Below are 24,826 nucleotides of genomic sequence, written 5' to 3'. Positions count from 1 at the left end.
CGGACTCAGTGACCTAGGCGAATCAACATGAGCGACTACGACGACAACGGCGACCGCATCTACCACTGCCGGGAATGCGCTGACCCAACCGAAGGAGATCCTGATCTCTGCTGGGGGTGCGACCCGGAAGTCAACGGCAAGAGCGACAATCGCGAAGTCGCGTGATCTTCCGGCTCCTCGCCACCGGCAGCCGAAACTGGAACGACTGGCATGCCGTCGACCACGCCTTCACCGACGTCCTGCTGCAGCTGCCGGTCGGCTCGACGCTCGTAGTCGTCCACGGCGACTGCCCAGACGGACGACCGCGGCGGCCACCCGGACTTGACGCCATCGCAGACCGATGGGCGCGCTCACCCATCATCGCGGCTCGCCACCCTGAGTACACGATCCTTGCGGAACCGCACCCGGCGGACTGGGATCGCGCCTGCGACAACAACTGCCATCATCGGCCGCGGTCGAAGAACGGGCGCCCATACTGCCCGATGGCCGGCAACCTCAGGAACCAGGACATGGTCGACTTCGGCGCGCATGTGGGCCTCGGTTTCCCGCTCCCCGGTTCCCGCGGCACATACGACTGCATGATGCGTGCGCGTGCGGCAGGAATTCGAGTCCAAGCGATCGACCGGCACACCGGACAGCAGGGCTTGCGGGACACCGCCTGATACGCGAGTCGTGGCATCATCAGCCTGGTGGAGGAGATGAATGACGCGGAGCGCGAACTATACGTCGCAATAACCGCGATTTGGTCCGGACTGCGGCGCGCACGAGGCATGAGCCGAGAAGAGTTGGCTGCGCGGATTGGGAGAAGCGCAAAGACCGTGGAGCGCTACGAGATCATGGCCCAAATGCCAGTCATTTCCACCCTCATGCTGATCGCTACGGCCCTGGGAACCACGCTTCAGCGACTCCTTGACTCCGCAGCGATTCTGTCCGGCCACGCCGAGCGCAACACGGCTGTCACTGGTCGTTGAGCGTCCCGCCCCAGTTCTCGCGGTTGTTGGCCTCCACCCGGTCCTGGCAGTCAGCGCACAGCATCCAGCGACCGATGGGCATGGTCGCGCCACACATGACACATTGTCTGGGTTCGTCATCGTGCATGCCCGGATCGTAGCGAATCAGGCAAACTGGTTCGAACAGGTGTTCCCGGCGCGCCGCAGGGAACCAGACGCGCCTGCCCTGCGTCCAAACGAGCATGGACTGGGAACGCCGGCAAGAACTGCGCGAGATGGGCTACGACCCCGACGACTTGAGCGTCCAGCTCGACCTCGCCTGGATCCGCTACCTGATCTGGCGGGGGGTTCAGGACGGTGCGGATCCGCGGATGCTGCCCAGGCTCCGCTAGCCAAGCGACCGGCCGCGCCTCCGAACCGACATCGCGTGCCATTTGCTGGCGTGGAAGCTGACGCAGGGTAGCGGCTCGATCAGCTCTGCCGATGGCATCTCCATGAACAGAGCAACCAAGACCGCGGGCATCGCCACGATCGCGCTGCTCCTCGGCAGTCCCATCGCGAACGCGCTACCCACCGGAAGCGGATCAGACCCCGCGCCGGCACCCGTGCAGCAGCAGACGGTCAGGATCGGCGACTACTGCTCCTCCAGCGGCGCCGTCGCGCAGACCAGCGACGGTCAGATTATGTATTGCGTGCAGGTGAAGCGCACCGACGCGTACGTGTGGTGGCCGGTCGACGAGAAGCTGCCCGTCGACCCGCACTTCACCGTCAATCCCGGCGACAGCTGCCTGGGCGAGGGCGAGCAGTGGATCAGCGGCGAAGGGGACCAGATCCAATGCAACAAGACCCAGAACGGTCGTCTCCGAGGCGATCTCCGCTGGCAGTTGCAGCACTGATCTTGATACCCTGCCGCGGTCAACCAACCTGATGCGATCAGCGCGGGCGATTACCCCCGAACGAGCCCCGAACCGACGCACGCGGTCCGGGGCTCGATTGGTATTGCAGCGCTTCTCCTACCCGGTGGTCTTTGCCGGCGCGGCGACGAGTTCGGAAAGCCGTACGGTGTGGTGCTGATGGAGTGACCAAAAGAAGAACCGCTTCTTCTTCTGTGTCGGCGCGTGCCACCAGCTAATCGTGACCGTGGCGTCATCCCACTTATCAGGGTCGCAGTAGATATGCAGGGCATGGGCGTCGCCAGTCCGCATCACCGGAACAGGCTGGGATACAGAGATCGGAACCCCATTGCGGCGTTGCGATTCGTTCAGCAACACCATGTTGGTTCCGTTGCCGGTGATCTTGATTTTGAACGCTGTACCGTCGCCGACGTTCACCAGTTGCATACTGGCGTGGGGTTTTTCATTGTTGCCGTACGGGCTGTCCTCCACCCAGGTTGACTTGGGGCTACCGAGATGCCATTCGGCCTCGGAGCGGTCGCGCCACCTCCAGTACAGCGCAAGCGATGTTGATACTCCTGTCGCGAGAGCTGTTGCGATGCCGGTTGCCACGCTAACGGTCGCCCAAAATCCGCCAGTTGAAGCTTGCGCCGCTGCTGCAAGTACCACTCGAAATCTCCGATCCCGAACCGAGGTTGCCAGGTCGCTGGCTGCTAGCCGCCGATCGTCCCATCCGGCACCGACAGATTGCGAATGGGGACAGAGGCTGCCGAGCTAGCCGTCGTCCGCCTCGCCAGCATCCGTTCCTTCCGCTGCTCGGGCGTCGGCTCCACCCAGCCATGCCACTTCACCTCCGGCGTCCACCGCTGAAGATGCGACTCACGGTCGACACCACACCAGCGGCAAGCGTTCGGATTCGGGAGCGAGACTGGGTCACTCATCGTCGACCTTCAAGGTTCGCTTGTCGGTCACCAGTCCACGCCACCAGGACTTTCTCAACGCTTCCAACGGCCAGAACAGCGCCGCCAACAACGCGACGAGAGCGAGCACGCCAGCCGTCAGCCGCGGATACCCGCTCTCGGCGTCAGCGAATTCGCGGTCTTTCCGCATGCGCGGCAGCACCGCCAGGAACGTGTCCATGTGAATGAACACGGTCACGATGTACCCGCACGCATAGACGGCGAGGAAGTACTGCCACCATTCGAAGCTGGTCGTCCATTCCCAAAGGTCATTCATCTCGTTTCTCCTTGTCTCGCTGGTGCTTCGGCCGCCGTTGGTACTGCTTCCCAGATGGGATCGGCTGGGCTGCATTCGACTTGCGGAGTTCGTGCCGGCGTCGCCAGGCGGTCAGATCCGGATGCTCGCGAGGGTCAGGCGGGCTCATCAGGTGCCATGAATTCGATGGTCAGCCGTAGCTGAAGTGCGGTCGCTACTCGGTCCAGGGTCACGACACTCGGCACCACGTCGCCCGCTTCGAGACGGCTGATCGCGTTCTGCTTCATCCCCGACTTCAATGCGAGCTCGGATTGCGTCCACCCGAGCGCTTCGCGTGCTGAACGAACTTGCTCACCGAGCTGGTAAGCGAGTTCAGCAGCGCGGAAAGCGGCCTGATAGGTGGGGTCATTGCGATAGCTCATCGGGTCGCCTTCGCAACCGGGTCGGTGCGTTCGGTGATGTCCTGCGCGCCGAGCCGATCCAGGATCGCGATCACAGCCGCGACGTCGCGTGGCCGTTCAGCTGCAAGGGCCGCGAACAACTCCGGCACCTGGGTCAACGCGGCGTAGGCGTCGTCGAACATGACGATCTGGGTGGACGGAATCGACTTGAGGCCGCCCTCGCGGATGCGGAATTCCCAAGCCACACCGCCGTCTTCCGCGGAGGAATGGACGTTGAGATGCGGTTGCTCATCCCCGGATAGCGCGGCCGCCGCGGTGAAGTACCAGGCTTCATGACTGATGGTGTAGGTGAGCCGGCAATCGGCGTCGAGTGAGGGCATGGTCCGTCTTTCCTTGGGTAAGTGGGGGAGTGGGTGCGGGCTGGTTCAGTGCGCGGGGGACGTCGTTGGCCTCCACTCGTTCACGTCGTTGTGCCCGTGAACCAGCCCATTGGTGACCGAGCGGTCAACACCGCGTCCGGAGTGTGCCGGGCGCGATATTCACCGCTAGACCCGCTCGGCGATCCGGTCGAGGACGGAGAACTCGAACGCAGTAGCGAGATCTGGGCGGGCTTGGACCACGAGACGCGCGACGGGATTGGTCGCCAGGTTGGGGGAGGTCTCCACGCCAACCACCTCCTCGACGCGCCAGACGATGCCCTGGATTCGGACCAGGTCGCCGGCCATGTAATCGAACTGCCGGCGGAACTTGCGCAGGTTGTCGGACGTCCACGGGAGGGCGAGGGACCTGAGCCCGGTGAGGATCCGCGTGGACTGGGTTTCGGTGTAGCCGTAGCCCGTCAGCGCCCAGTAGGCGTCGGCTTCGGTGAGGGTGTCGTCGGGGTGAGTCATCGGTTCTCCTTGCAGTGCAATCGGTTCTAGCGGTCAACACCGGGCCCACCGGAGTGGGCGCGATGCAAACGGCTAGGACTGGCCGGATACGCGGCGGTGATGGATCTCGGCGTTGATCGCGGCAAGCTGAGCCCCGGTGAGCTGGGCGAAGCTTTCGGGGCGCCAGATCATGTCGCACAAAGCGGTCAGGCTGAAGCGACCGAAGTCGAGGTTCTGTGTCGTCATCTGAATCTCCTTGGGTGTGGTCGCGGATCGGGGGTCAGGCGGCGAGCAGGGCGGCGGTGCGCGAATAGCGGGCGAATCCGGTGTCGATGGCGGTTCGGCCAGCGAAGGTCGTCGGGTACGCCTTGACGTAGATCGGGCGTCCGGTGCGGCGGTGGCGCGACCAGATCTGGCGGGGCTCCGTGCCGGTCTGAGCCCTCCACGCCTTGGCGACGGCCTTGCCAGCGGGGGAGCTGTACGAGTTGATCCACTCGTCGTCCGCGCCGATCGCAGCGAGTTCGTCACCGATCAACGTCAGTTCGCCGGCGGCGATTTCGCGGGTGGTGGTGGCCCCGTTGCGGATCGCGATCTCGACCGGGGCTGCCAGGCGGCGCACGCGGGCGGCGATGCGGCGGCCGGTGTTGGCGGCGGTGGTGGCGAGCTGGCGGATGTTCATCGGGTCCCTTTCGCTGTGACGATGCCGCAACGATAGCAGTGTGCGGCATGCAATGCAATGGACTGCACTCGATAAAGTTCGAAGTGAGGCCGTGTTGCGTGCTGGTCATTTCGATTGTGACGGTTCGGTAACGGTGTGATGCAAGCTATTGAATGCAACCCAATGCACTACATAGAGTGGACTGCATCAACCCGGCTGGCACCGGGCTCCTCAACCGAAAGCGAAACGATGCGCAACCCCACCCACCTCGACCCCTCGCAGTACTGCGAACTGGAAGAGCGCCGCTACAGCGACGCCGGCCAGCACTGCGGCCACGAAGAGTGCGCCGACACCTGCGAATTCATCTACACCGAAGCCGACTTCGACTTCGCGAACGAGGTGGCGGCATGACCGACCCCGACACCTTCCAGGTCCGCGCCATCCTCGACATCCCCGACTGGGCGCCCCGCTTCACCGGCATCATCGACCGCGACGCCAAGGACTTCCGCGACCACCCGGTCTGCGACTGCTGCGACACCCACGGCGCCGTGTACGTCGAGTTCACCGTCAACGACGAGGTGGACGGCCCCATCGCCACCGACGCCATGTTCTGCGCCGACCACGCGCCCGACGAGGTCCGCTGCATCCTCGACCGCGCCGACCGGTCGACTGATCACGACACCGACGTGACCGTCAACTACTGGGCCATCCAGTACGGAGTGTTCACCGAATCGTCGGCGGTGGCCGCATGAACGTCGACACCGTCCGCGACCTGCTCGGCCTGCCCGACGACCCCGCGAGAATCGCGATCGAAACCAGCCCGGACGCCAACGAATTCGCGACGTCCGAATGCTGGGTCGGTGAACCTCACCCCGCATGCGTCCATGTCGACTGGTACGCGATCACCTACGACCGCGACACCGACGCGCCCAAGTGGGGCGGCCTTGAACAAGAGGCGTTCTGCCTCCGGCATGCCCGGGAGATCCTGGCCGACATCCTCGAAGAAGCAGCGCCGTTCGTGTGGAGTCCCGACGAGCCGTACTGCAAGCCGTATGGCGTTGACCCCGACGATCCCATGATGAGCGTCGTCGTGCACAGCGCGGACGTGCTTCGTCACGTCGAGGCGGCGGCGTGATCACCCGCGAAGACCCGAACGAGCGGGTCACCTACTTCGGTGCCGCGCCCGTCGTCGACCGCGACGGATACGCGGTCGAAATCGGCTGCCCCGCGAAGGAATCCAGGCTCTGCCAGCTGCGTGTCGCCGCCAACGCGACCGGCCGCGGCCCCAAAATCCGCGTCGACCTCGCCGCCGGGGGAGTCCGCGAACTCCTGTCCCGCCTCGTCGCGTGGGAAGCCGATCACGACGCGACCTTCATCCGGCAGATCGCAATCAGCGCCATCGAATGGCTCCGCACCCACGATCCGGACGCGTTCGCCGGCCTCACCCACTACATGCAGTCCTGCCTCACCGAAGGAGCAACCCGATGAGACTGCCCTCCGATTGGGACGCCGAACGCGCTTCCGGCTGGTTCGAGCTCCACCACCTGACCCACAAGCCGTGCGGGTTCACCACTGGCATGGCCTATGACCTCTGGGGCTCCGGCCCGTTCGGCGAAGCGGACGCCCGCAACGTCGTCTACTCCCACACCTGCGAAGGCGAGGACTAATCCGATGAACACGCGCGAGACCGCGAAGACCATCGCCAACAACATCGCGAACGCGTTGCGGCGCTGGGGACTCCGCGACCGGCTGTACCGCTCGACGAAGCCCAGGACCTGGCAGTCGGTGATCGAGATCCCGGTCGGCGTCTACTTCCGGGCCGTGGGACGCGATGAGTCGCCGGGTTGGCGCCGCGACTACGCCGGCCGCCTGTACGAGTACCAGCGGGGTGCCGCGCCCGTGCTCCAGGTCTCGAACTCCGCCGTCCAGCGCAAGTGGGGGAGCGTCGCGGGATTCGCTGAGGTGCTGTCGTGAGCGCCGGAACCCGGTGGTGGGACCACGCCGGCGAGATCCCCGTGGGCGTCCGGTTTCGGCAGGGCGGCTCACTCAGCGTCGTGACGTTCCGGAGGGCGGGCGAGGACTGCGTCATCGACGAACACCCCAGCGATCCCGCGCTGTACACGCCCGCGGAAGTTGACCGCTTCTGGCGCAACGAACACGGCTGGGTGGAGGCGCGCGATGCCGCCTGAACCGCAGAAGCCGTGGGGCGAGATGAGCTCCTACGAACGCCTGGAGTCGCGCCAGCTCGAAACCCTGCGCAAGTACGAGACGCTGCGCCAACTCGTCAACGAGTACGCCGAAGCGCACGACAGCAAACAGGTCGATCGAGACTTGCGCGCCATCCTCGTCACCGTCGACCGCATCACCCCTTGAACCTTCCCGACTAGCCGCCGCGACCCACACCGTGACCCGCGCAGACGGCAGTCCGTGAAGGAGGAGCGCGGCGCCTGGGATCGATTCGCTCTGCCAGGCGCCGCCCCTACCAAGACCTCATTCCCGGAAACCCCTGAAGGAACCACACATGAGTCACTTCACCCTTACCGTCGCAATCCCCGCTGGCGTCAACGACGTCCAGGCCGCCCTCGACAAGGCCCTCGCCCCGTTCGACGAGAACCTCGAAGTAGAGCAGTACGAAGAAGACGGCGAAACGTACTGGCGCAACCCGAAGGCCGAATGGGACTGGTGGGTGATCGGAGGTCGCTGGCGCGGCAAGTTCGTCATCCGCGAAGGCGCCCAGGTTGTGGACCTTATCGACGGCGAATCCAGCTGGACCAATGAAAAGAAGCCCATCGACCCCACGAAATGCGACGGCGGGCGAATCCGAGCCTTGGACATCGCGGGAGCCCGAGCCGCGGCGGGGGAGAAGGGCGGTCGGGACTGGGACGGGTACGCGATGGCCATCTTCGGCACGCCCCAGCACCAGCCGTGGCGGGAATTCCGGGAGCGGGTCGAAAAGGCGGAAGCGAACGCGCCCAAGTCGTGGAGCGACCTGTACGACGAGGCAGTCGATCAGGCATACGAGGCGGCAGGCCTGACCAAGGAGGAAGCCGACGCCCTCGCCTACGGATCGCCGCAATACAAGAATTTCGATGCCGTCCGGCGTGCTGAAACGGACAAGGCGCGCGAGATCTACTGGGCCAGCCTGGAATACAACATCAACACCGCGCGAGCGGACTACCGTGCCCAGCCCCGAATCGCCACCCTCCGCACCTCGGAGCAGTACAAGAACTGGTTCGACGGGCCAGAAGACCGGTTCGACCACCTGACCCGCGACGAGTACGTCCAGCAATGCCGCGACGAGGCTATCCCCGGCTTCGCGCTCCTGACCGCCGACGGCCGATGGCTGTCCAAGGGGCAGATGGGCTGGTTCGGGATGGACAACGCGACAGCTAACAGCACTCAGACGTACCTGGCCGCGGCCAACGAGTACGTCGACTCCCTCACCGAAGACACGTGGCTGATCAACGTCGACTGCCACATCTGACCGAAACCAGGTGAACCCCAATGCAACACAACATCCCGCTCATCCGCCGCGTCTACCAGCACGCGACCAAGAACCCCGAGTCTTTCAACCAGTCCAAGTGGTCAAAGTGTGTCGCCGGCCTGACCATTGAGCTCCACGGCGGCTACGCGTTCAAGCGTGAACCCGGCAGCCTGCGCGACGCCACCGAAGTCGTCAACTTCGCAACCCGCGACACCGAAGACATCGAAACCGTCGCCGCCCGACTCCTCGGACTGTGGCCCGAAGAAGCCGCCGGCCTGTTCGCCGCCAGCAACAGCGACGCCCTCGACTGGCTCAACGACATCCTCGTCACCCACGACGCCAAGGCCTACGGCGCCCACTTCGGCGGATACGCCAGCCGCATCTACGAACGCCTCGAAGACCTCGAAGACAAATCCGCCTGGTCCGACAAGGGCAGCGACGCAGGGGAGAAGGCCCTCCAGGACTACCTGCAGGCACTCCACACGACCGCACAGTTGCGGACCGCCGAAGCCGCGGACACCGCCCGCTACCAGGAATCGAAAGGCGTCGAGGCGGAGAAGCGTCACGCACGCAACCTGGCCGCCGCGTAACCCGCTGCCGCACAGCGCGACCGCCGAGCGCGCTGTGCGGCACACCCATTCCCGCCGCACGAAGGGCAACCTCCATGATTAGCACCCAATCCGGCCACACGATCGACATCCAGATCCTGCCGTCCATCAGCGCACTCGAACCGCAACGCGCAGTCCTCAACATCACCGGGCCGCATGGGGTGGTCAGCATCCCGTTGACCGGGGACGAGGAGCAACAGCTGGTGACGGAGTCGGTGCAGGCGTGGGGCGAGCTGCAAGCGCTCCAAAAGAAACTCGACACCCGCAACTGAAGTGCAATGCACTGTAGACGACACAGTGCACGCAATACTATGATCAAACTGTTGCTGGCGAACCGTGGGGGAGCCGCCCAGCAACCCTCCAAGACATCCGTCCTGAACCGTCAGGAGAACGCCATGAAACCCCTGTGGGTCAACATATTCGGGGCTCTCATCGCCATCCCCCTCGTCATTGCCGGCGCCCTATTCGCAACTGTCCTCGCGGTGATGCACCGATGAACCTCAAGATCGAAGACAAGTGGGCCGACGCGGTCTGCCGTCAGGAACGCTACGAAACCTGGATGCGTCACCGCCGCGCTTCCATGTGGGACTGGCACGTCGAAGGTGAAACCCCAGAGCAGAAGCAGGAGCGGCACCGCAAGGTTCGGAACCTGTGCTTCTCGTGCCCGTTGCGTGTCGAATGCCTTGCGCGGCATGACGAGTTGGTGCGCGCGAAGGGGGAGCGGGTCCCGGGCGTGTGGGGTGGTCGGATCCACGCGGACCGTGATCGTGATGACTCGGCGGCCGCGGCGTGAGTGACATGGATACAACGATGTCGATATATGCATCTGACGATGTTGTGCGCGTGTCACGCCTGATGGACAACGACCACGAGCGAGGGAGCGGCAAATGACGGAACACCGTGAGCTGGACCAGGTTCGCGCCGAACTCCAGCAGCTCCACAACGAAACCCAGCAGAACTACGCCGCCATCGCCGCCAAACAGCAGCGGTACGCCCGCGACCACGACATCTACCGGGGTGCTCTCCGAGATGCCGCGCGGATGCTTGCCGACCTCGGCGTCACCAACCCGCCCCCGCGATTCACCGAAGCGCTTGCCCTCCAGGAGATCTCGCGATGACGTTCGAATCCATCCCTGACAGCGAGATGCCGAAAGTCCTGGCTGCCGCCGGAGACGGTCGCTGCATCGTCTGTTATCGCGAGTTCGACGGTGACGGCTTCTACTGCCCCGAATGCGACGACGAAGACGATGAGGAGGCCGACCATGCCTGACCCCGAATACATGAGCCTCGGAGAGTTCCTCGCCAGCGACCAGGCTGACCGAGACCTCACCGCCGCCGACCCGGTGTGCCCGGTGTGTGAGTGCGCCATCGTGGACGACCTCGCACACATCGACCACTGCCATCTGGGCGAGGTAGCCGTACACGGAGTGTGCGTCCCGGCGGACATGATGCTCGACGCGATCTGGTCCGTTCGACGCGACGCTGATGATTGGCGGCGACGCTCCAGGGAGTGGCACGACCGCTTCGCCAAGATGCGCACGGCCCGCAGTTCTCTCCGCGCCCGCATCGCCGAGCTGGAGAAGGTGATCGAGGACCAGCTCACCGAGATCGGCGACAAGGGTGCTCGGATCACCGCGCTCAAGGCTGCGGTCGCTGGGCTGGAGCAGCAGCTCCAGGGCGAGACGCTCGCCGGGGACGACCTCGAGGAGCAGCTCGACCAGATGGCCGCCGCCAAGGAGGCCGGCGGGGAGGCGATCCTGTCGCTCCGTCGGCAGCGAGACGCCGCGCGCGCCGAGCTGGAGCAGCAGGCGAAGATCGGGGAGCAGTACGACCGCTGGATGAGTGTCCTCGGCTGGCGCTGCCCGGCCACGACCACCCGCGCGAGCTTCAGCCTTCTCTCGGCCGAGGACTACCGCGACCACCGCGCCGTCTGGTGCGAGCTTCCGAACGGGCATGTGGGCCACCACCATGCCCAGCTGGACGAGGTGGTGTCCCTGGACTGGCCAGACCCGCAGCCCGCCACCGTGCTCGACACCGTGGCCGAGGCCGTAGGGGAGTGGCCGCAGCAGGAGGTGAGCAGCCGATGAGGTACGGGGTGTCCCTGCGATGCGCTGAGGCTGGCTGCCCCGAGCAGACGTTCTCCGAGGCGAGGAGCCGGCGGGAGGAAGGCGAGACGTTGGCCTGGTTTTCCAAGCGTCCATGGCGGTGCTCCCGACACATCGAACGGCCGGAGCTGAGCGGCCAGTGACCCGCGAATGGATCGATGAGAAGACCCGCGACTGGGTGATGCGATGCGACGAGATCGGTTGCCCCACGACGAGCGAGGCATTCCCGAAAGAACCACCGCTGGAATGGTTCATGGACCGCGGATGGTTCATCGCGAACAAGTTCGGCGACGTGTGCCCGACGTGCCTGGCGAGAGGCGTCCAACCGAAGGTCGACCCGTATCGGCGGGTGAGCGACCGGTGACTGACGCCCATCGCCTCTCCGAGGTCCGGCGGACCGGCGGCAGCTTCACCGCCTACTGCCTGTGCGGGCACCACGAATCCCACAACGACCGCGGCAAAGCCACCGCCACCCTCTACCTCCACGTCATCAACAGCGGGCGACCCGACTGCCCGACACCCCAGAAGACCCAGTACCCCAACCGGATCCACGCCGAGAACGCGATCTGGCACTTCGTCGCCAAACCCGGAACCGGCCGGCGCCCCGTCCGCGCTTACGAGTGCCCGTCCGGGAAGCACTGGCACACATCGAAGCAACCAGTCCACGAGAGGAGAGCCGCGTGATGGCAACACAGACAGCACCCGACGTCGACAGCATCGAACACCTCGACCACGAGCCCGAGTGCGAGTCAACAACGCACGTTGTCCGCCCACGGGCTGACGTGTTTCTCAACCAGCATGGCTGCGGGGCCGCTCTGATCTGCTCGCCATGCCTGGCCCGTCTCGAGAAGAACTGCCGAGAAGCGTTCAACGACAGTGACGCACTGGAATGCTGCGCCTGCCACGGCTTCTTCCACACATTCGAAGCCCTCTATCAGGTGGTGCCACTGTGACCGCGGCCAATCTGCCTGACCTTCCAGACCCGGTGTGTGGCAGCCTCGTTCACGAGTTCGGCCCGATCGGTCCGGCGCCGACCGCCGCCTACTGGGCGAACTGGCACGGATGCGCCGACAACTTTGTGTGCGCGCCCTGCCTGCAGATCGTTCAGGAGCAGTTCGCGCGGAAGGTCGAGAACGGCACCATCACCTGCTCGCAATGCCGCCGCGAATTCACCGCCTTCAACGACTTCGTGAAATGGCAGGAACTGTGACCCGCTTCGACACCGTGGTCGGGCTCGACCTGTCGCTCACAGCCACCGGCATCGCCGTCTCCACACCCGGGTTGAAGCCGTGGTGTGGCGTCATCGAATCCGCGGGCAAGAAGGGCGATCCATGGGAGACGCGATACAAGCGCCTCGGGCACATCCTCTACCGCATCCTGCCCGCCATCCCTGACGGGGCCCTCGTCGTGATGGAAGCACCGTCCTACGGATCCGTCACCGGCCACCAACATGACCGGTCCGGCCTGTGGTGGATGACCTACGACCTCCTCGCCGGATCCACCCGAACCGTGGTCCCTGTCGAACCGACCATCCGCGCCAAATACGGCACCGGCAAAGGCACCTCTGGCAAGGACGCCGTCCTCGCGGCCGCGGTACGCCGCTACCCGCACATCGACATCAACACCAACGACGAAGCCGACGCCGTGATCCTGATGGCCATCGGCTGCCGACTCATCGGAGCACCCATCGATGATCCCCTCCCCGTTCTGCAACTGGCTGCGCTCAACAACCTTCACCTCCCCGAAGCCCTCACCCGACGCGCGGCGTGAACACGCCAAAACACCCAAACCCGGCCGCCCACGCGAGTACCGACTCACCTACAGCGACCCCGCCACCGGCGAGTCCTTCGTGATCAGCAGCCACCCCAGCGAGTGGCGGTACAAGCGCGACGCCCTCATCAACGCGGGCTACGACGTCACCGCGGAAACCCGCGACGAGACCGAAAGCCCATGGATGCCAGCCAGCGGCGCAGCATGACGAGCCAGAAGGAAGCGTGGGACCTCGTCCGCCGCGCCAAGAAAGTCGGCTGGGAATACGTCGGCCGCTCAGGCAAAGGCCACCACCGCCTCCGATGGCCCGCCACAGGGCAAACGCTGACCGTGCCATCGAGCCCCAGCTTCCCCACGTTCAACGCGGAATCAGACCTCGCCCGAATCTCGGGACCACTGAAGCCGCGGACCGGAAAACGCAAGCACGCCAAGAGAATCAAGGAGAACCAGGTTTGAGCACGAACCCACACAGCAGCACCGAATTCGGTCGCATCGCCACCGCCAACACCGTCCTCCGCGGCCAGGTCGGTTCCGGGCTGCACGGCGTCACCACCGGCGACGACGATCGAGACGAGATGGCCGTGTGCATCGAGCCACCCGAGTACGTCATCGGGAACGCCTCGTTCGAGCAGTACATCTACCGCACCCAACCCGAAGGCGTCCGATCCGGCGCCGGCGACCTGGACCTCGTCATCTACTCACTCCGGAAATGGGCGCGCCTCGCCGCACAAGGCAACCCAACCGTCCTGCTGCTCATGTACATCCCGCCGCAGGAGCTCGTGACGATCAACGACGTCGGCCGCGACATCCAAGCCCACCCCGAACGGTTCCTGTCCCGCGAAGCGGCGCACCGATTCCTCGGCTACCTGAACTCGCAGAAGGAGCGGATGCTCGGGCTGAAATCGCAACGCACCAACCGGCCCGAACTCATCGAGAAGTACTCCTGGGACACAAAGTACGGGTACCACATGATCCGGCTCGGACTTCAGGGCGTCGAGTTGCTGACGACCGGCCGAATCACACTCCCGATGCCAGAACACGACCGCAACTGGCTGATCGACCTCCGCAACGGCAAGTACACCAAGGAAGACGCCCTCGGCGTTGTCGACGGCCTCGCGGCTCAACTGCGCGCACTCGCTGTCACCGCCAACCTGCCAGCACAGCCTGACCGCGCCGCAATCGACCGCTGGCTCACCGACACCTACCAGTCCTGGTGGGAGACCAACAACCTCGTGGGGGGATCTCATGGATGACATCACGCCGTACCACGCGCGTCTCTTCAACGCGGTCATGTTCGGCGAACGGCATGCACGCATGCGCGCGAACCGCGTGGTCGTACGCCTGTGGAGGTCCCGCCGCTTCTGGCAGACCCGAGCGCTCGGTAGCGAATCCGAGCTGGGGGCGATCAGGCGGCGCCGTGACACCAACAGGGATAAGCGGGTGCGGCAGGCGAGCCTGCTCGACCGTGTGTGGAAGTCCCGCCGCGGTTGGCAGGACGAGGCGATTGAGAGCGCCAGCCGCCTGAAGCTGATCGAAGACCTGTGCTTGGCCGAACAGGCGAAGAAGCGGTCCCTCGTGGTGTCCATCGGCAGCGACGTCGTGCTCTACGCCGCGGACCCGAACTTCTTCGACAAGCCGGAAGGGTGGGACGACAGGATCGCGCTGATCCAACGTGCCGCGAACCGCGGCGGTTCGGACGGTGCGTCCGTCTAGCAGCAACTATCGCGCGGCAACGCTATTGCGTTGTCGCGCTTTCTGGTTTGACTCCCTCGTTAGCCTGTGATCAACAGCGGCAAGGAGTCAGCAAATTGACTGAGGACCCGACAGATCCGGTTACCGACTTCCCGCGTGACGACGAGGACGAACCTGATGAACCGGATTGCAATTAGCTGTGCCGCAGTCGCTTTGGTGGTGGTTGCATGGTTTCTGGGCACGCCTGCGCTCCTCCGCTGGCTCACCGTCGGCGCCGAAGGAATCAACGATGCCTAGCCCGCAGCAGATGCAGCACATCCGCTGCGTATCCCACGGATGCGACATGTGGTCCGGGGCGCCGCTCGCCGAGCCCGACATCCGCGCGCTCATGCGCGTGCACGCGCTGCAGCACTTCAACCGGCCCATCACACCCGCCGACCTCGGATTCAGCGACCAGGAGAACGAATGAACTACGCGCTCGAACCCGTCAGTCACGTCCGCTACTCGCTCGGTGCACTCATCGGTCTGCCGATCGCGGCGCTGGTTTTCGGGATCCTGGGTCTGATCCTTGCCGTCTCGGTGGTCAAGGTCATCAAGAACGTGATCGCTGAGAACGGTGATGCTGACGCGTTCGCAGACGGGGTCATCTGGGGCGGAGGAGCTCTCATCCCGCTGGCGATCTCTGCCGCGGTTTTTGTCGGTGCGTGGTGGCCGTTCGACTGGGAGTATCACCAGTGGCGGCCGGTCCGCGGTGAAGTGGCGCAGATCGATTCGCGCATGCTCTCCGATGGCGACAAGGGTATGTCGCAGATGTTCGTTGTGCGGTATGCCCAAGACACGAACGAATACCGCTGTGACGACTCTCGCTGTGCGGCAGTAAAACCCGGCGATGTCCTCGAACTCACCTGCAAGCGTGCCTGGCAGTGGACTGGAACGCCCGGACGTGAATGCCAGTTCGTCGAAACCGTCCGTCGCTAGCGACCGGGAGAAGCAATGCCTTTTGTCGACATCGTGACCATGCTCCTGGTCGCCGCCATCCTCGCGTGCAGCGTGCTCACCGTCCGCTACCTGCGTCGCGCCGACCAGGCGTGTGCCCTGCCGAAGAGCATTGCCACGCCGTCGATCGTCCTGAATGGATCCGTCGACGAACTCGCTGAGCATGTGGCCAAAGTCAAGAAGGCGATGGGAGCGGCACACCATGCACGCTGACAGCACACAGTACGCCTACGACACCGAATTCCTGGAGAACGGCAAGACGATCGAGCTGATCTCCATTGGCATCGTCAGCGAGGACGGGCGCGAGTACTACGCGGTCAACTCCGAAGCGCCCTGGAACACCATCAAGAACGATGGCTGGCTGTGTAGCAACGTCGTGTCCACCCTGCCGCTGGTTGGCGACTTGCGTGAGCCCTCGACACTCACAGGCTTCAGGTGGTCCTTCGCCATCGACAAGTCATCGACCCTCGTGAAGCCCAAATGGGTGATCGCGAACGAGGTCCGCGAATTCCTGAACAGCGCAGGCCAACCCGAACTGTGGGCCGACTACGCCGCCTACGACCACGTCGCCCTCTGCCAACTCTGGGGAGCCATGATCCACCTCCCCGCCGGCATCCCGATGTGGACCCATGACCTGCAGCAGGCACTCGAACTCACGCCTGAGTTCACGCCGCCCAAGCAGACCGAGGGGCTCCACAACGCGCTCGAAGACGCACGGCACGTGATGCGAGTCCTGAAGGCGCGAGAGGTGCACCTCCACGAATGACCGAAGCCACCAGCGAACTACTCGACGGCGCCCACACGGCGTTCTCCGACGCTGTTAACGCGCTCATCAGCCTCCGCCCCGACACCATCGACCGCGACCACGGACCTGAGCACATCGTCCGCGGCAGCCTCTACAGGGAACTTCTCGAGGCCCGCCACGGTGAACGGATCGAAGACACCCTCGTCCGCAGTGCGCCGGCATCGACCGCGCCCGGCTGGACCGACGCCATGTCGCTCGTCATCCGCATCGATCAGCGAGTAGCGCTGTGGTGGCCTGAAATCCCATCGGGGCCAGTGACTGTCCCAGTGACTGTCCGGCGGCTGTACGCCTTGGTCGATCACGGGTGGCGTCCGCAGGACGTGGGGGAGTTGCGGCGGATGGAGCGTGAAGTTCTCGCGTGGGTCACGCGCGCCCGCGTCCTACTCCCGACCGAGGCAACACACATGTGGGAGCTTCGGGCCGCATGCCCAGCCTGCGGCGAGACGACGACGCTCGCTGATGACGGGTCGGGGGAGCAGGTGCGCCGGTACGTGTTGCAGGCTGACCGGTCGTCGGCGCGGTGTACGGCGTGTGAGACGACTTGGGCGCCGGAGCATTTCGCGGCGTTGGCTCGGTCGATCGGTGCAGGTCTGCCTGAAGGCGTGCTGGAGTGAGCGAGTCGGGTTGCGTGCACTGTATCGAGTAGTGTAGATTGCATTCAGCATCGAATCCCGGTGCGAAGCAGGCGGTTACTTCTTCATTCGCATTGAAAAACAGCACCGCCCGCGTCTTGACCTCGGGATACAACTTCACAGGGCGCTGGTCCGATAGAAGTGGGTTACTTCGCATATGGAGCGCGTAGAGCAGGTTCAACTCCTGCCGCCCCGAACACTCCGGGGTGTGGTGTACCGGATAGCACACGTACAACGTCACCTATTTCGCCTTTGATGTCAGCGCCTCCTGTGACGCCTCCCAAGGCAATCCGGGACGATCCGGGAGAACTTCAGAGGGGTGCTGGTCCGCCGAGGCGGGTTACTTCTATGGTTGAAACTCCCAGCCACAACTGGGAGCCGCGGTTCAAACCCGCATGTACCCACCTCACCCTGATGTCAGCACCCTAATCTGACTGCCTCCCAACACAAGCCAGGAACCACGTTGGGAGGCATTTGCCATGTCAAAATTCAACTCCACTGCCACACGATCGGCGAACACCGCGGTCGGGCCGATCAAGACCAAGGCCGGCGGCAAACTGATCAAGACCCACGAAGGCGCAGACGGAGCGCGCCGCGACACCCGCTCGGAGCTCTTCCTGCTCGCGGTGTCGAACATGGTGGGGGAGCCCACCTTCTACGAGGCCGCAGGCGACCGCGATGACCGCTACCGCACGCTGATTCGCAAGATGGCCGTCAAAGACGGTGAGTGGACCGCGGCGCTGCTCGGCTGGCTGCGCGGCCCCGAAGCCAACATGCGCAGCGCCTCCATCGTCGGCGCCGCCGAATACGTGAAGGGCCGCCTCGACGCCGGAATCAGCGGCGGCAATCGGGACGCCATCCGCGCCGTGCTGCAGCGTGCCGACGAGCCCGGCGAGATGCTCGCCTACTGGACCGCGAACTACGGGCGGCGGCTACCTCAGCCGGTCAAACGCGGTGTCGCCGATGCCGTGACGCGCCTCTACACCGAGCGTTCGCTCCTGAAGTACGACACCGCCAGCCACGGATGGCGATTCGCCGACGTCATCGACCTCGTGCACCCCACCGCGAAAGACGACCGCCAGGGCGACCTGTTCGAGCACGCCCTGGACCGGCGCCACAACCGCGACAACGAGATCCCCGCGTCGCTGCTGATGGTGCGCGACAACGCTGCCCTGCGCGCGATGGGACCGAACCGGGCTGAGGAGTTCCTGTTCGGCACGCACGACCTACACGACAACGCGGCCGACGCTCTCAACGCTGCGGGCATGACGTGGGAGTCGGTGCCGTCGCTGCTCGGTGGCGCGTGGACTGCGAAGCGGTGGGAAGCGATCATCCCGTCAATGGGTTACATGGCGCTGCTGCGGAACTTGCGCAACCTTGACCAGGCCGGCGTCTCGGACGCGGTCGCGCAGCAGGTGATGGCGAAGCTGACCGATCCGAGCGAGGTCGCGAAGTCGCGGCAGTTCCCGTTCCGGTTCCTGTCGGCGTACGAGGCGGCGCCGTCGCTGCGTTGGGGCCACTCGCTCGACAAGGCTCTCGGTCACGCGCTGCGCAACATCCCGAAGCTTCCGGGCCGGACGCTGATCCTGATCGATACCTCCGGGTCAATGACGGGCACCTGCTACTCGGCCCGGTCGAAGGTCACCCCGTTGAAGGCCGCCGCGGTATTCGGCGTGGCCCTCGGGGCGGCCAACCCGGTCGGGTCCGACATCTACGGGTTCGCGTCCGGTGAGTTCAAGCACGATGTCCCGGCAGGGGCGTCCGCCATCGCGGAGATCCAGCGGTTCGTGGGCCGTGCGGGCGAGGTCGGTCACGGCACCGACATTGCGGGCGCGGTCCGCCGCCAGTACAAGGGGCACGACCGGGTGTTCATCATCTCGGACATGCAGACCCAGAGCGGCGGCATCACCGCGCAGATCCCCAAGGATGTCCCGGTTTACGGATTCAACCTCGGCGGCTACCGTCCGGGTGCGTACGCGCTCGGCCCGAACCGTCACGAGTTCGGCTCCCTGACCGACTCGACATTCAAGCTGGTGCCGCTGCTTGAGGCTGGCCACAGCGGCGCCTGGCCGTGGCTGATCGGCGACCAGCCCGCGTGACTGTGCGCGAACGACTCTCCGACTGGTGGTACTACGGCCACCAGCGGGGAGTCCTCATGCACTGCGAGGGAACGTTCCGCTGGTGCGTGCTCGACGAGATCGCGCACCAATGGTTCCGAGTCCCGCTGAACCAGGACCTGGTCGACGACCGCGAAGACTGGCTGGACGAGCCAGACCACTGGGCCTACTGGATCTGCCGCAAGCACGACACCGCGGCCACTCGCGCCCACTACCGCAAGCTGCATCGCGTTCGTGCGCGTCGTATCCGAGGCTTGGGATGGGGAAGATGAATCGCATTCAGGTTCGGTCCGTGCGTGCGTACAACGGACGCGTACAAGGCTGGGCTGTCCTCGTCCCCACGCCAGATGGGCGGCTGCTCGAGTACGCCTTCATGGCCTCGTGGATCCGCGCGATGGAGATCGCGGACTACCTGGGGCGTCGGCTTGCCAAGGAGGCTGCGTGACCTGGAAGTCGATCCGCCGTTCCATCAAGGGGCGCATGTGGATCCTGTACATGGGTGCGCCTGGCCGCGGCGGCGCCCACTGGCGTCGCTACCTGCTGCCATCATTCGGGGACGACGAGTACTACCGAAAGACCCTCGTCCTCCCGCTCGGCGTGCACGCCCTCGTGATCGCACTGTGGGAGTTCCGGAACCTGCGCGGCTGCCAATGCAGCCCACACTGCAACCCCTACACCAACGATCCACTCTGGGCGCGCTGGAAACGAATCCGCACCACCTACGGACGGATCGAACGATGACCAAAGAGGCACGCCGCGACGACGAGATCGCATGCGACGACTGCGGAACCGTTGTCATGGGCATCCGCAACGGAACCTACTTCAGCAACGCCGTCCGCGGCCGATGCGACTGGGACAACTGCATCACCCACTCCTGTCCCGGCTGTGGGCACGTCAAGAGCACATCAAGCTTCGGACTGGCAGGCTCCCCAGACTGTCCATGCGACGGCAGGAGAGTGCCGCCCCTCCGGTGGCCATGGACGTCACCGCGGTTCGTCGATGCCTACTGCTCATATCACCTATGGGCGTTCGGCCTTCGTGTCGGCGGCAGATGGTGGCAGCACCTGCTGATCCCGATTCCATACCTCCTGTTCGGCGACTTCACTGGCACCCAGTACCGGTATGCCCGCCTGAACGACCCCGAGTACTTCGAGCGGAAGCGGAACAATGACTGACTGGGAGCAGCTCAACCCGACGAAGATCGCGATAGCGGGAGACTGGCACGCCAACCAGCATCACGCGAAACGCGCGATCCGTTGGGCGGCTGAACAGGGCGCTCAGGCCATCCTGCACGTCGGTGACTTCGCATTCGACATGCGCCCCAAATTCTTCGCGGCCGTCCAGCGCGCGCTCGAAGACACCGGGCTCGTTCTCGGCTGGGTCGACGGAAATCACGATCACCATGAGCGGCTGAACGCGCTTGTCGCCGACCACGGGCGAACCGCGATCCCGCTGCGACCCAACATCTTCTACCTGCCACGCACCTACCGGTGGGAATGGAAAGGCACCAGCTTCCTAGCCCTGGGCGGCGCGCACTCCGTCGACCGGCCATGGCGGACACCTGGCCGCGAATGGTGGCCCGGCGAAACCATCACCATCGCCCAAGCCCAACGAGCCACCGACGACGGCCTGGCAGATGTCATGATCACGCATGACGTACCCGCCGGCGTCCGCATCCCGTGCATCGAAGGCAACCCGCTCGGCTTCCCTGCACGCGAAATCGAAGCCGCGGAACAACATCGGGAACTGCTCCGCCGCGTCGTCGACCAGGTGCAGCCGAAGCGCCTGTTCGCAGGCCACTACCACTGCCGGCTCACCACGCCGCTCGACGACATTTCCCGCGGGTACCGGACGATGGTGACGATCCTCGCCGACGACTCGGCGCCAGTTGCGGAAAACGTAGTGGTCTTCAAACTCGCCTAGGGCAGTGCACGCTAGACAATGCAATGCATTGCACTTACGCTGAGATCATGAAACTCGACGCGCCAGCAAACGCGAACTACGCCGCCGTAGTCGCCAGAATCTCGGCGATCAATCCACTTGCAGGCTGCGACAACATCGTTGGCGCGCCACTCCTCGGCTTCCAGGCCATCGTCAGCAAAGACACCGCTGTGGGCGAGATCGGCATCGCATTCACCGCCGAAACCCAGCTGTCCAACGAGTACGCCCGCGTCAACAACCTCCACCGCGACCCCGAGCTGAACGGGGACCCCAGGGCCGCCGGCTACATGGAGAAGAACCGCCGCGTCCGAGCCATCAAACTCCGCGGCCACCGCAGCGACGCCCTGTTCATGCCGCTCGCATCCCTCGCATACACCGGGGTCAACGTCGAGGACCTGAACGTCGGCGACACCTTCGATACGCTGAACGGCCACGAGATCTGCCGGAAGTTCGAACGCCCCGTGTCCGGCAGCAACCGGGGCAACCCGATGGTCAAGGCCACCAAGAAGTTCGAGCGTGTCGACGCCAAGTTCCTGCCTGAGCATTTCGACACGACTCGCTACTGGGGAAACGAGCACCTGATTCCCTCCGAGGCGCGGGTAGTGATCACCCAGAAGCTCCACGGTACGAGCATCCGGATCGGCAACACGATCGCGAAGCGGCGGATGACGTGGCGTGACAAGCTCGCTACCCGTCTGTTGAAAGTGCCTGTGTCGCAATATGAATACGACACTGTGTACGGAAGCCGCAAGGTCATCAAGGACCCGAAGGCCGAGCAGAATCACTACTACGGCACTGACGTGTGGACCCACTACGGTCAGCGTCTCGACGGGCTGATCCCGCAGGGTTTCGTTGTGTACGCCGAGCTCATTGGCTGGACTCCGGACGGTTCACCGATTCAGCGGGACTACACCTACAACGTCCCGGAAGGCGAAGCGGATCTCTACGTTTACCGCGTCGCCTCCGTTAACCCGCAAGGCGTGATTACCGATCTCGCCTGGGGGCAGCTCGTCGAATGGTGCGCACAGCTCGGTCTCAAAACCGTGCCAGTGCTCACCGAGATGGCGCACAAGGCATTCGACGCCGCTGACTGGATTGACCGCCGCTACTACGACGAAGGCTACGGCCAAGCCGTCCCGCTCTCGGGCCCCAAGAAACTTGTCGACGAAGGCGTCTGCATCCGCGTCGTCGATGGTCTGCACCCAACGACGCTCAAGGCGAAGTCGCCGATCTTCCTGCAGCACGAAACCAAGGTGCTCGACTCGAACGGCGTCGATCTTGAAGCCGAAGGCGGAATCGCAGCATGAACGTCGAATTCTCCGTCCTGAGCGGACGACGTTCGCGAGCAGCGTTCACCCCCTATCGGGCCGCTGTGGGCGAAGGCAAGAACACTGTCGGTGCTATCCCTACCGCCGAGCTGATCGCTGCTGCCGAAGTGGTGTGGGAGCGACTCGCCGAGACTAGCGGGCGAAATTGGAAGGGCTACGTAGTCCGCGGCAAAGGCAACCGCAACACCTTCGTCGCGTTCCACTTGACGAAAGGCAAGGGCGACGACGTCATCCACCGCTTCCTCAAGGTTGACCGCGCGAGCCTGCAGATCGTCGAAGACTCTGTTTCAGTCGTCGCCCAGGAGGTCGGCCAGCCATGACTACCACCCTCCCGACCGACGTCATCTCTGCCCCGCGCCGCCCGAAGGTCTATCTGCCGCGGGGTCTGCCTGGCTCCGGCAAGTCCACCCTGTACACGCGCATGCGAGCGGACAACCCGCGCCTCGCGCGCGTATCCCGCGACGACGCCCGCGCGACCCTGTTCAACGAGCACGGTCGACTCGATCACACGCGAGAAGAGATCATCACCAAAGCGGAACGCGCCCAGGCGAAAGCACTCCTGGAAGCAGGCTGGGATGTCTTCGTGGACGCTATGAACCTGCGCGCCTACTGGGCGCGCGGCTGGGCGAACTTCGCGGCACTCAACGGCGCCGACCTCGAAGTCATCAACCTCGAGACGACGGTCGACGACTGCGTGGCGCGGGACCGCGAACGGGCAGCGGCGGGCGGACGCGCGGTGGGGGAGGACGCGATCCGCGCGCTCGGGCGCAAGTTCCCGCGCAACAGATGGCCCGAGATCACGGCGTCGCCTGACCTGTTCTTCTATCCGGATCCGTATGTGCCGGATGAGACCTTGCCGCCGGCGTGGATCTTCGACATCGACGGAACCCTCTCCCGGATGGTCACCCGCGGACCTCACGAATACGAGCGCGCCGACGAAGACGAGCCGAACGTTCACGTCGTGGAGGTGGCTCAGAAACTCGCGCCGCACGCCGCGATCCTGCAACTGACCGGCCGGCCCGAATGGGTTCGCACCACAACGACAAACTGGCTGCAGCGGGTAGGCGCGCCGTCAACCGAGATGCACATGCGGGCCGACGGAGATAAGCGGCCCGACTACCTCGTCAAGAGCGAGCTCTTCGGGAAGGTTCGCGACCGGTACCGGATCCTCGGGGTCTTCGACGACCGCCTGCAAGTGTGCCGGCTCTGGCACCGCTTGGGAGTGCCTCTTCTTCGTGCAGGGGCTCCTGACCATGACGACTTCTGAGGTGGATCGTGGGTAAGACGACTATCGAATGGACCGAGCGGACCTGGAACCCGGTCACTGGCTGCGACAAGGTCTCTCCTGGCTGCGACAACTGCTACGCAGAGGGAATCGCAAACCGGTTCGCTGGAACACCTCAGTTCCCGAACGGGTTCGGGGTGACGTTGCGTCCTGAGCGTCTGGAAGAGCCGCTGAAGTGGCGCAAGCCGACGCGCGTGTTCGTGAACTCGATGAGCGATCTGTTCCACGACCGCGTGCCCAGTGAGCACATCGCTCGCGTGTTCGCCGCCATGCGCGCCGCGCCTCAGCACACATTTCAGGTCCTCACTAAACGGCACGGCCGAATGCGCTATCTCCTCGGCGACGGTGGGCAGAACTTGCTCGAACGCGCGACGGACGAGGAAACGGCCTCGGCTCTCTACGATGCGCCGTGGCCGCTGCCGAACGTCTGGTTGGGTGTGAGCGTCGAGAACCAGAAGTGGGCCGACGTCCGCATCCCCGCGCTGCTTGACACCCCGGCCGCCGTCCGGTTCATATCCGCCGAACCGCTGCTCGGGCCGATCGACCTTCACGGCCCGCTCGACGCCTCCGGAGCGCACCGCCCGCGGCTGACCTACTGGCTCAACGGCGGCCCTGGGTTCGCGGACGACGGCACTCTGACAGTGGGGCCGCGACTGGACTGGGTGATCGTGGGCGGTGAGTCCGGTCCGAAAGCCCGGCCGATGCACCCGGATTGGGCGCGCGATTTGCGTGACCAGTGCGTCGAGTCCGATGTCGGGTTCCTTTTCAAGCAGTGGGGTGAGTGGAGCCCGTTTGCTCCGCTCGACGCACAGGGCCGATTCGACTTCCGCCGCGGCCACGTCGTCGCCAACGACGGAACCCTGTATGCCCCCAGCGACCTCGCATGGCCAGACGGGCTGCGCCGGGGCGAGGCGGTCCGCGCAGACCACGGACGCGCACACCTTACGTCGATGTACCGCGTCGGCAAGAAGACCGCCGGCCGCGAGCTCGACGGCCGCACCTGGGATGAGTTCCCTGAGACTCGAATCAGCGAGGTGTTGTGATGGCGAAATGCACTGAATGCGACCAGGTTCTGTC

51 protein-coding genes are annotated in these 24,826 nt (G+C 64.8%); 43 read left to right on the top strand and 8 right to left on the bottom strand.

Annotated features, from left to right (window positions below):
- Positions 1–27: 27 nt before the first annotated feature.
- The 3 genes from ACFRAQ_RS36180 to ACFRAQ_RS36170 are packed head-to-tail and all read left to right on the top strand — an operon-like array spanning position 28 to position 971.
- The gene (locus ACFRAQ_RS36180) at positions 28–165 is read left to right on the top strand and encodes a hypothetical protein (RefSeq protein WP_379107588.1); all 138 of its coding nucleotides are present in this window, start codon (positions 28–30) and stop codon (positions 163–165) included.
- Positions 162–662 carry a hypothetical protein gene (locus ACFRAQ_RS36175; protein ID WP_379107587.1) on the top strand — a complete coding sequence of 167 codons (501 nt, stop codon included), beginning with the start codon at positions 162–164 and terminating at the stop codon, positions 660–662. The genes ACFRAQ_RS36180 and ACFRAQ_RS36175 overlap by 4 nt, the downstream gene beginning before the upstream one ends.
- 36 nt (positions 663–698) lie before the next feature.
- Positions 699–971, top strand: coding sequence for a helix-turn-helix domain-containing protein (locus ACFRAQ_RS36170; protein ID WP_379107632.1), 273 nt, complete (start codon positions 699–701; stop codon positions 969–971).
- Here the strand turns inward: ACFRAQ_RS36170 and ACFRAQ_RS36165 are convergent.
- On the bottom strand, positions 958–1,098 hold the full coding sequence (locus ACFRAQ_RS36165) for a hypothetical protein (protein ID WP_379107586.1): 141 nt from the start codon (positions 1,096–1,098) through the stop codon (positions 958–960). The two genes, ACFRAQ_RS36170 and ACFRAQ_RS36165, sit on opposite strands and share 14 nt — an antisense overlap.
- 94 nt (positions 1,099–1,192) lie before the next feature.
- Here ACFRAQ_RS36165 and ACFRAQ_RS36160 point away from each other — a divergent pair, with 94 nt between their 5' ends.
- Both ACFRAQ_RS36160 and ACFRAQ_RS36155 read left to right on the top strand, forming a co-directional pair.
- On the top strand, positions 1,193–1,342 hold the full coding sequence (locus tag ACFRAQ_RS36160; RefSeq protein WP_379107585.1) for a hypothetical protein: 150 nt from the start codon (positions 1,193–1,195) through the stop codon (positions 1,340–1,342).
- A gap of 102 nt (positions 1,343–1,444) precedes the next feature.
- Positions 1,445–1,846, top strand: a complete 402-nt coding sequence (locus tag ACFRAQ_RS36155; RefSeq protein ID WP_379107584.1) for a hypothetical protein — start codon at positions 1,445–1,447, stop codon at positions 1,844–1,846.
- A gap of 117 nt (positions 1,847–1,963) precedes the next feature.
- Here ACFRAQ_RS36155 and ACFRAQ_RS36150 read toward each other — a convergent pair whose 3' ends face one another.
- The 7 genes from ACFRAQ_RS36150 to ACFRAQ_RS36120 all read right to left on the bottom strand — a co-directional run bounded on the left by ACFRAQ_RS36150 (position 1,964) and on the right by ACFRAQ_RS36120 (position 5,007).
- Entirely contained in the window at positions 1,964–2,455 is a 492-nt protein-coding gene (locus ACFRAQ_RS36150; protein WP_379107582.1) for a hypothetical protein, read from the bottom strand.
- A gap of 321 nt (positions 2,456–2,776) precedes the next feature.
- Positions 2,777–3,079, bottom strand: coding sequence for a hypothetical protein (locus tag ACFRAQ_RS36145; RefSeq protein WP_379107581.1), 303 nt, complete (start codon positions 3,077–3,079; stop codon positions 2,777–2,779).
- A 134-nt stretch (positions 3,080–3,213) separates the two neighbouring features.
- Positions 3,214–3,480 (bottom strand): multiprotein-bridging factor 1 family protein, encoded by a 267-nt coding sequence (locus ACFRAQ_RS36140; protein WP_379107580.1) that lies wholly within the window; start codon positions 3,478–3,480, stop codon positions 3,214–3,216.
- Positions 3,477–3,839, bottom strand: a complete 363-nt coding sequence (locus ACFRAQ_RS36135; protein ID WP_379107579.1) for a hypothetical protein — start codon at positions 3,837–3,839, stop codon at positions 3,477–3,479. The genes ACFRAQ_RS36140 and ACFRAQ_RS36135 overlap by 4 nt, the downstream gene beginning before the upstream one ends.
- Positions 3,840–4,004: 165 nt before the next feature.
- Positions 4,005–4,349 carry a hypothetical protein gene (locus ACFRAQ_RS36130; protein ID WP_379107578.1) on the bottom strand — a complete coding sequence of 115 codons (345 nt, stop codon included), beginning with the start codon at positions 4,347–4,349 and terminating at the stop codon, positions 4,005–4,007.
- A gap of 72 nt (positions 4,350–4,421) precedes the next feature.
- A complete protein-coding gene (locus ACFRAQ_RS36125; protein WP_379107577.1) occupies positions 4,422–4,574 on the bottom strand; it encodes a hypothetical protein in 153 nt (50 codons plus the stop codon).
- A 34-nt stretch (positions 4,575–4,608) separates the two neighbouring features.
- Positions 4,609–5,007, bottom strand: coding sequence for a hypothetical protein (locus tag ACFRAQ_RS36120; protein WP_379107576.1), 399 nt, complete (start codon positions 5,005–5,007; stop codon positions 4,609–4,611).
- Between the two features lie 228 nt (positions 5,008–5,235).
- Between ACFRAQ_RS36120 and ACFRAQ_RS36115 the strand changes: the two genes are divergently transcribed.
- The 38 genes from ACFRAQ_RS36115 to ACFRAQ_RS35930 all read left to right on the top strand — a co-directional run bounded on the left by ACFRAQ_RS36115 (position 5,236) and on the right by ACFRAQ_RS35930 (position 24,792).
- Complete coding sequence (locus tag ACFRAQ_RS36115; protein ID WP_379107575.1) at positions 5,236–5,397, top strand: hypothetical protein; 162 nt, start codon at positions 5,236–5,238, stop codon at positions 5,395–5,397.
- The gene (locus ACFRAQ_RS36110) at positions 5,394–5,738 is read left to right on the top strand and encodes a hypothetical protein (RefSeq protein ID WP_379107574.1); all 345 of its coding nucleotides are present in this window, start codon (positions 5,394–5,396) and stop codon (positions 5,736–5,738) included. Before ACFRAQ_RS36115 ends, ACFRAQ_RS36110 begins: the two co-directional genes overlap by 4 nt.
- Complete coding sequence (locus tag ACFRAQ_RS36105; protein WP_379107573.1) at positions 5,735–6,121, top strand: hypothetical protein; 387 nt, start codon at positions 5,735–5,737, stop codon at positions 6,119–6,121. Before ACFRAQ_RS36110 ends, ACFRAQ_RS36105 begins: the two co-directional genes overlap by 4 nt.
- Positions 6,118–6,474 carry a hypothetical protein gene (locus ACFRAQ_RS36100; protein WP_379107572.1) on the top strand — a complete coding sequence of 119 codons (357 nt, stop codon included), beginning with the start codon at positions 6,118–6,120 and terminating at the stop codon, positions 6,472–6,474. Before ACFRAQ_RS36105 ends, ACFRAQ_RS36100 begins: the two co-directional genes overlap by 4 nt.
- Entirely contained in the window at positions 6,471–6,653 is a 183-nt protein-coding gene (locus ACFRAQ_RS36095; protein WP_379107571.1) for a hypothetical protein, read from the top strand. The genes ACFRAQ_RS36100 and ACFRAQ_RS36095 overlap by 4 nt, the downstream gene beginning before the upstream one ends.
- A gap of 4 nt (positions 6,654–6,657) precedes the next feature.
- Positions 6,658–6,960 carry a hypothetical protein gene (locus tag ACFRAQ_RS36090; protein WP_379107570.1) on the top strand — a complete coding sequence of 101 codons (303 nt, stop codon included), beginning with the start codon at positions 6,658–6,660 and terminating at the stop codon, positions 6,958–6,960.
- The gene (locus ACFRAQ_RS36085) at positions 6,957–7,175 is read left to right on the top strand and encodes a hypothetical protein (protein ID WP_379107569.1); all 219 of its coding nucleotides are present in this window, start codon (positions 6,957–6,959) and stop codon (positions 7,173–7,175) included. Before ACFRAQ_RS36090 ends, ACFRAQ_RS36085 begins: the two co-directional genes overlap by 4 nt.
- Positions 7,165–7,359, top strand: coding sequence for a hypothetical protein (locus ACFRAQ_RS36080; protein WP_379107568.1), 195 nt, complete (start codon positions 7,165–7,167; stop codon positions 7,357–7,359). The genes ACFRAQ_RS36085 and ACFRAQ_RS36080 overlap by 11 nt, the downstream gene beginning before the upstream one ends.
- 148 nt (positions 7,360–7,507) lie before the next feature.
- On the top strand, positions 7,508–8,470 hold the full coding sequence (locus ACFRAQ_RS36075) for a hypothetical protein (RefSeq protein ID WP_379107567.1): 963 nt from the start codon (positions 7,508–7,510) through the stop codon (positions 8,468–8,470).
- A 20-nt stretch (positions 8,471–8,490) separates the two neighbouring features.
- Positions 8,491–9,060 (top strand): hypothetical protein, encoded by a 570-nt coding sequence (locus tag ACFRAQ_RS36070; RefSeq protein ID WP_379107565.1) that lies wholly within the window; start codon positions 8,491–8,493, stop codon positions 9,058–9,060.
- Positions 9,061–9,134: 74 nt separating this feature from the next.
- Entirely contained in the window at positions 9,135–9,350 is a 216-nt protein-coding gene (locus ACFRAQ_RS36065) for a hypothetical protein (protein ID WP_379107564.1), read from the top strand.
- A 221-nt stretch (positions 9,351–9,571) separates the two neighbouring features.
- The gene (locus ACFRAQ_RS36060) at positions 9,572–9,871 is read left to right on the top strand and encodes a WhiB family transcriptional regulator (protein ID WP_379107562.1); all 300 of its coding nucleotides are present in this window, start codon (positions 9,572–9,574) and stop codon (positions 9,869–9,871) included.
- 94 nt (positions 9,872–9,965) lie between these two features.
- Positions 9,966–10,196 carry a hypothetical protein gene (locus tag ACFRAQ_RS36055; RefSeq protein WP_379107561.1) on the top strand — a complete coding sequence of 77 codons (231 nt, stop codon included), beginning with the start codon at positions 9,966–9,968 and terminating at the stop codon, positions 10,194–10,196.
- Positions 10,193–10,348, top strand: a complete 156-nt coding sequence (locus tag ACFRAQ_RS36050; protein WP_379107559.1) for a hypothetical protein — start codon at positions 10,193–10,195, stop codon at positions 10,346–10,348. Before ACFRAQ_RS36055 ends, ACFRAQ_RS36050 begins: the two co-directional genes overlap by 4 nt.
- Positions 10,341–11,165 (top strand): hypothetical protein, encoded by an 825-nt coding sequence (locus ACFRAQ_RS36045; RefSeq protein ID WP_379107558.1) that lies wholly within the window; start codon positions 10,341–10,343, stop codon positions 11,163–11,165. The genes ACFRAQ_RS36050 and ACFRAQ_RS36045 overlap by 8 nt, the downstream gene beginning before the upstream one ends.
- A 112-nt stretch (positions 11,166–11,277) precedes the next feature.
- A complete protein-coding gene (locus tag ACFRAQ_RS36040; protein ID WP_379107557.1) occupies positions 11,278–11,547 on the top strand; it encodes a hypothetical protein in 270 nt (89 codons plus the stop codon).
- The gene (locus tag ACFRAQ_RS36035) at positions 11,544–11,867 is read left to right on the top strand and encodes a hypothetical protein (RefSeq protein WP_379107556.1); all 324 of its coding nucleotides are present in this window, start codon (positions 11,544–11,546) and stop codon (positions 11,865–11,867) included. The genes ACFRAQ_RS36040 and ACFRAQ_RS36035 overlap by 4 nt, the downstream gene beginning before the upstream one ends.
- Entirely contained in the window at positions 11,864–12,136 is a 273-nt protein-coding gene (locus ACFRAQ_RS36030) for a hypothetical protein (RefSeq protein WP_379107555.1), read from the top strand. The genes ACFRAQ_RS36035 and ACFRAQ_RS36030 overlap by 4 nt, the downstream gene beginning before the upstream one ends.
- Positions 12,133–12,393, top strand: coding sequence for a hypothetical protein (locus tag ACFRAQ_RS36025; protein ID WP_379107554.1), 261 nt, complete (start codon positions 12,133–12,135; stop codon positions 12,391–12,393). Before ACFRAQ_RS36030 ends, ACFRAQ_RS36025 begins: the two co-directional genes overlap by 4 nt.
- The gene (locus ACFRAQ_RS36020; protein ID WP_379107553.1) at positions 12,378–12,953 is read left to right on the top strand and encodes a hypothetical protein; all 576 of its coding nucleotides are present in this window, start codon (positions 12,378–12,380) and stop codon (positions 12,951–12,953) included. The genes ACFRAQ_RS36025 and ACFRAQ_RS36020 overlap by 16 nt, the downstream gene beginning before the upstream one ends.
- A 180-nt stretch (positions 12,954–13,133) precedes the next feature.
- Entirely contained in the window at positions 13,134–13,409 is a 276-nt protein-coding gene (locus tag ACFRAQ_RS36015) for a type II toxin-antitoxin system HicA family toxin (RefSeq protein ID WP_379107551.1), read from the top strand.
- On the top strand, positions 13,406–14,206 hold the full coding sequence (locus ACFRAQ_RS36010) for a DNA polymerase beta superfamily protein (RefSeq protein ID WP_379107550.1): 801 nt from the start codon (positions 13,406–13,408) through the stop codon (positions 14,204–14,206). Before ACFRAQ_RS36015 ends, ACFRAQ_RS36010 begins: the two co-directional genes overlap by 4 nt.
- Complete coding sequence (locus ACFRAQ_RS36005; protein WP_379107548.1) at positions 14,199–14,666, top strand: hypothetical protein; 468 nt, start codon at positions 14,199–14,201, stop codon at positions 14,664–14,666. Before ACFRAQ_RS36010 ends, ACFRAQ_RS36005 begins: the two co-directional genes overlap by 8 nt.
- A gap of 268 nt (positions 14,667–14,934) precedes the next feature.
- Complete coding sequence (locus tag ACFRAQ_RS36000) at positions 14,935–15,114, top strand: hypothetical protein (RefSeq protein WP_379107547.1); 180 nt, start codon at positions 14,935–14,937, stop codon at positions 15,112–15,114.
- The gene (locus ACFRAQ_RS35995; RefSeq protein ID WP_379107546.1) at positions 15,111–15,623 is read left to right on the top strand and encodes a hypothetical protein; all 513 of its coding nucleotides are present in this window, start codon (positions 15,111–15,113) and stop codon (positions 15,621–15,623) included. Before ACFRAQ_RS36000 ends, ACFRAQ_RS35995 begins: the two co-directional genes overlap by 4 nt.
- 15 nt (positions 15,624–15,638) lie before the next feature.
- A complete protein-coding gene (locus ACFRAQ_RS35990) occupies positions 15,639–15,854 on the top strand; it encodes a hypothetical protein (RefSeq protein WP_379107544.1) in 216 nt (71 codons plus the stop codon).
- Positions 15,844–16,407 carry a 3'-5' exoribonuclease domain-containing protein gene (locus ACFRAQ_RS35985; protein WP_379107543.1) on the top strand — a complete coding sequence of 188 codons (564 nt, stop codon included), beginning with the start codon at positions 15,844–15,846 and terminating at the stop codon, positions 16,405–16,407. The genes ACFRAQ_RS35990 and ACFRAQ_RS35985 overlap by 11 nt, the downstream gene beginning before the upstream one ends.
- A complete protein-coding gene (locus tag ACFRAQ_RS35980) occupies positions 16,404–17,060 on the top strand; it encodes a hypothetical protein (RefSeq protein ID WP_379107542.1) in 657 nt (218 codons plus the stop codon). Before ACFRAQ_RS35985 ends, ACFRAQ_RS35980 begins: the two co-directional genes overlap by 4 nt.
- 497 nt (positions 17,061–17,557) lie before the next feature.
- Positions 17,558–19,177: a TROVE domain-containing protein gene (locus tag ACFRAQ_RS35975; protein ID WP_379107540.1), complete on the top strand. Its 1,620-nt coding sequence runs from the start codon at positions 17,558–17,560 to the stop codon at positions 19,175–19,177.
- Positions 19,174–19,467: a hypothetical protein gene (locus ACFRAQ_RS35970; RefSeq protein WP_379107539.1), complete on the top strand. Its 294-nt coding sequence runs from the start codon at positions 19,174–19,176 to the stop codon at positions 19,465–19,467. The genes ACFRAQ_RS35975 and ACFRAQ_RS35970 overlap by 4 nt, the downstream gene beginning before the upstream one ends.
- A complete protein-coding gene (locus ACFRAQ_RS35965; protein ID WP_379107538.1) occupies positions 19,464–19,640 on the top strand; it encodes a hypothetical protein in 177 nt (58 codons plus the stop codon). The genes ACFRAQ_RS35970 and ACFRAQ_RS35965 overlap by 4 nt, the downstream gene beginning before the upstream one ends.
- Positions 19,637–19,936, top strand: a complete 300-nt coding sequence (locus tag ACFRAQ_RS35960) for a hypothetical protein (protein WP_379107537.1) — start codon at positions 19,637–19,639, stop codon at positions 19,934–19,936. Before ACFRAQ_RS35965 ends, ACFRAQ_RS35960 begins: the two co-directional genes overlap by 4 nt.
- The gene (locus ACFRAQ_RS35955) at positions 19,933–20,370 is read left to right on the top strand and encodes a hypothetical protein (protein WP_379107536.1); all 438 of its coding nucleotides are present in this window, start codon (positions 19,933–19,935) and stop codon (positions 20,368–20,370) included. Before ACFRAQ_RS35960 ends, ACFRAQ_RS35955 begins: the two co-directional genes overlap by 4 nt.
- Positions 20,363–21,118 (top strand): metallophosphoesterase, encoded by a 756-nt coding sequence (locus tag ACFRAQ_RS35950; protein ID WP_379107535.1) that lies wholly within the window; start codon positions 20,363–20,365, stop codon positions 21,116–21,118. The genes ACFRAQ_RS35955 and ACFRAQ_RS35950 overlap by 8 nt, the downstream gene beginning before the upstream one ends.
- Positions 21,119–21,165: 47 nt before the next feature.
- Positions 21,166–22,443: an RNA ligase family protein gene (locus ACFRAQ_RS35945; RefSeq protein WP_379107534.1), complete on the top strand. Its 1,278-nt coding sequence runs from the start codon at positions 21,166–21,168 to the stop codon at positions 22,441–22,443.
- Positions 22,440–22,784, top strand: a complete 345-nt coding sequence (locus ACFRAQ_RS35940; protein WP_379107533.1) for a hypothetical protein — start codon at positions 22,440–22,442, stop codon at positions 22,782–22,784. The genes ACFRAQ_RS35945 and ACFRAQ_RS35940 overlap by 4 nt, the downstream gene beginning before the upstream one ends.
- On the top strand, positions 22,781–23,731 hold the full coding sequence (locus ACFRAQ_RS35935; protein WP_379107532.1) for an AAA family ATPase: 951 nt from the start codon (positions 22,781–22,783) through the stop codon (positions 23,729–23,731). Before ACFRAQ_RS35940 ends, ACFRAQ_RS35935 begins: the two co-directional genes overlap by 4 nt.
- A 5-nt stretch (positions 23,732–23,736) precedes the next feature.
- Complete coding sequence (locus tag ACFRAQ_RS35930) at positions 23,737–24,792, top strand: DUF5131 family protein (RefSeq protein ID WP_379107630.1); 1,056 nt, start codon at positions 23,737–23,739, stop codon at positions 24,790–24,792.
- The last annotated feature ends 34 nt before the right edge of the window (positions 24,793–24,826 follow it).

The organism is Nocardia sp. NPDC056611, assembly GCF_042792755.1.
Lineage (GTDB): Bacteria > Actinomycetota > Actinomycetes > Mycobacteriales > Mycobacteriaceae > Nocardia.
The sequence above is the reverse complement of the archived record's forward strand: the minus strand, read 5'-3'. Positions and strand labels throughout refer to the sequence as shown.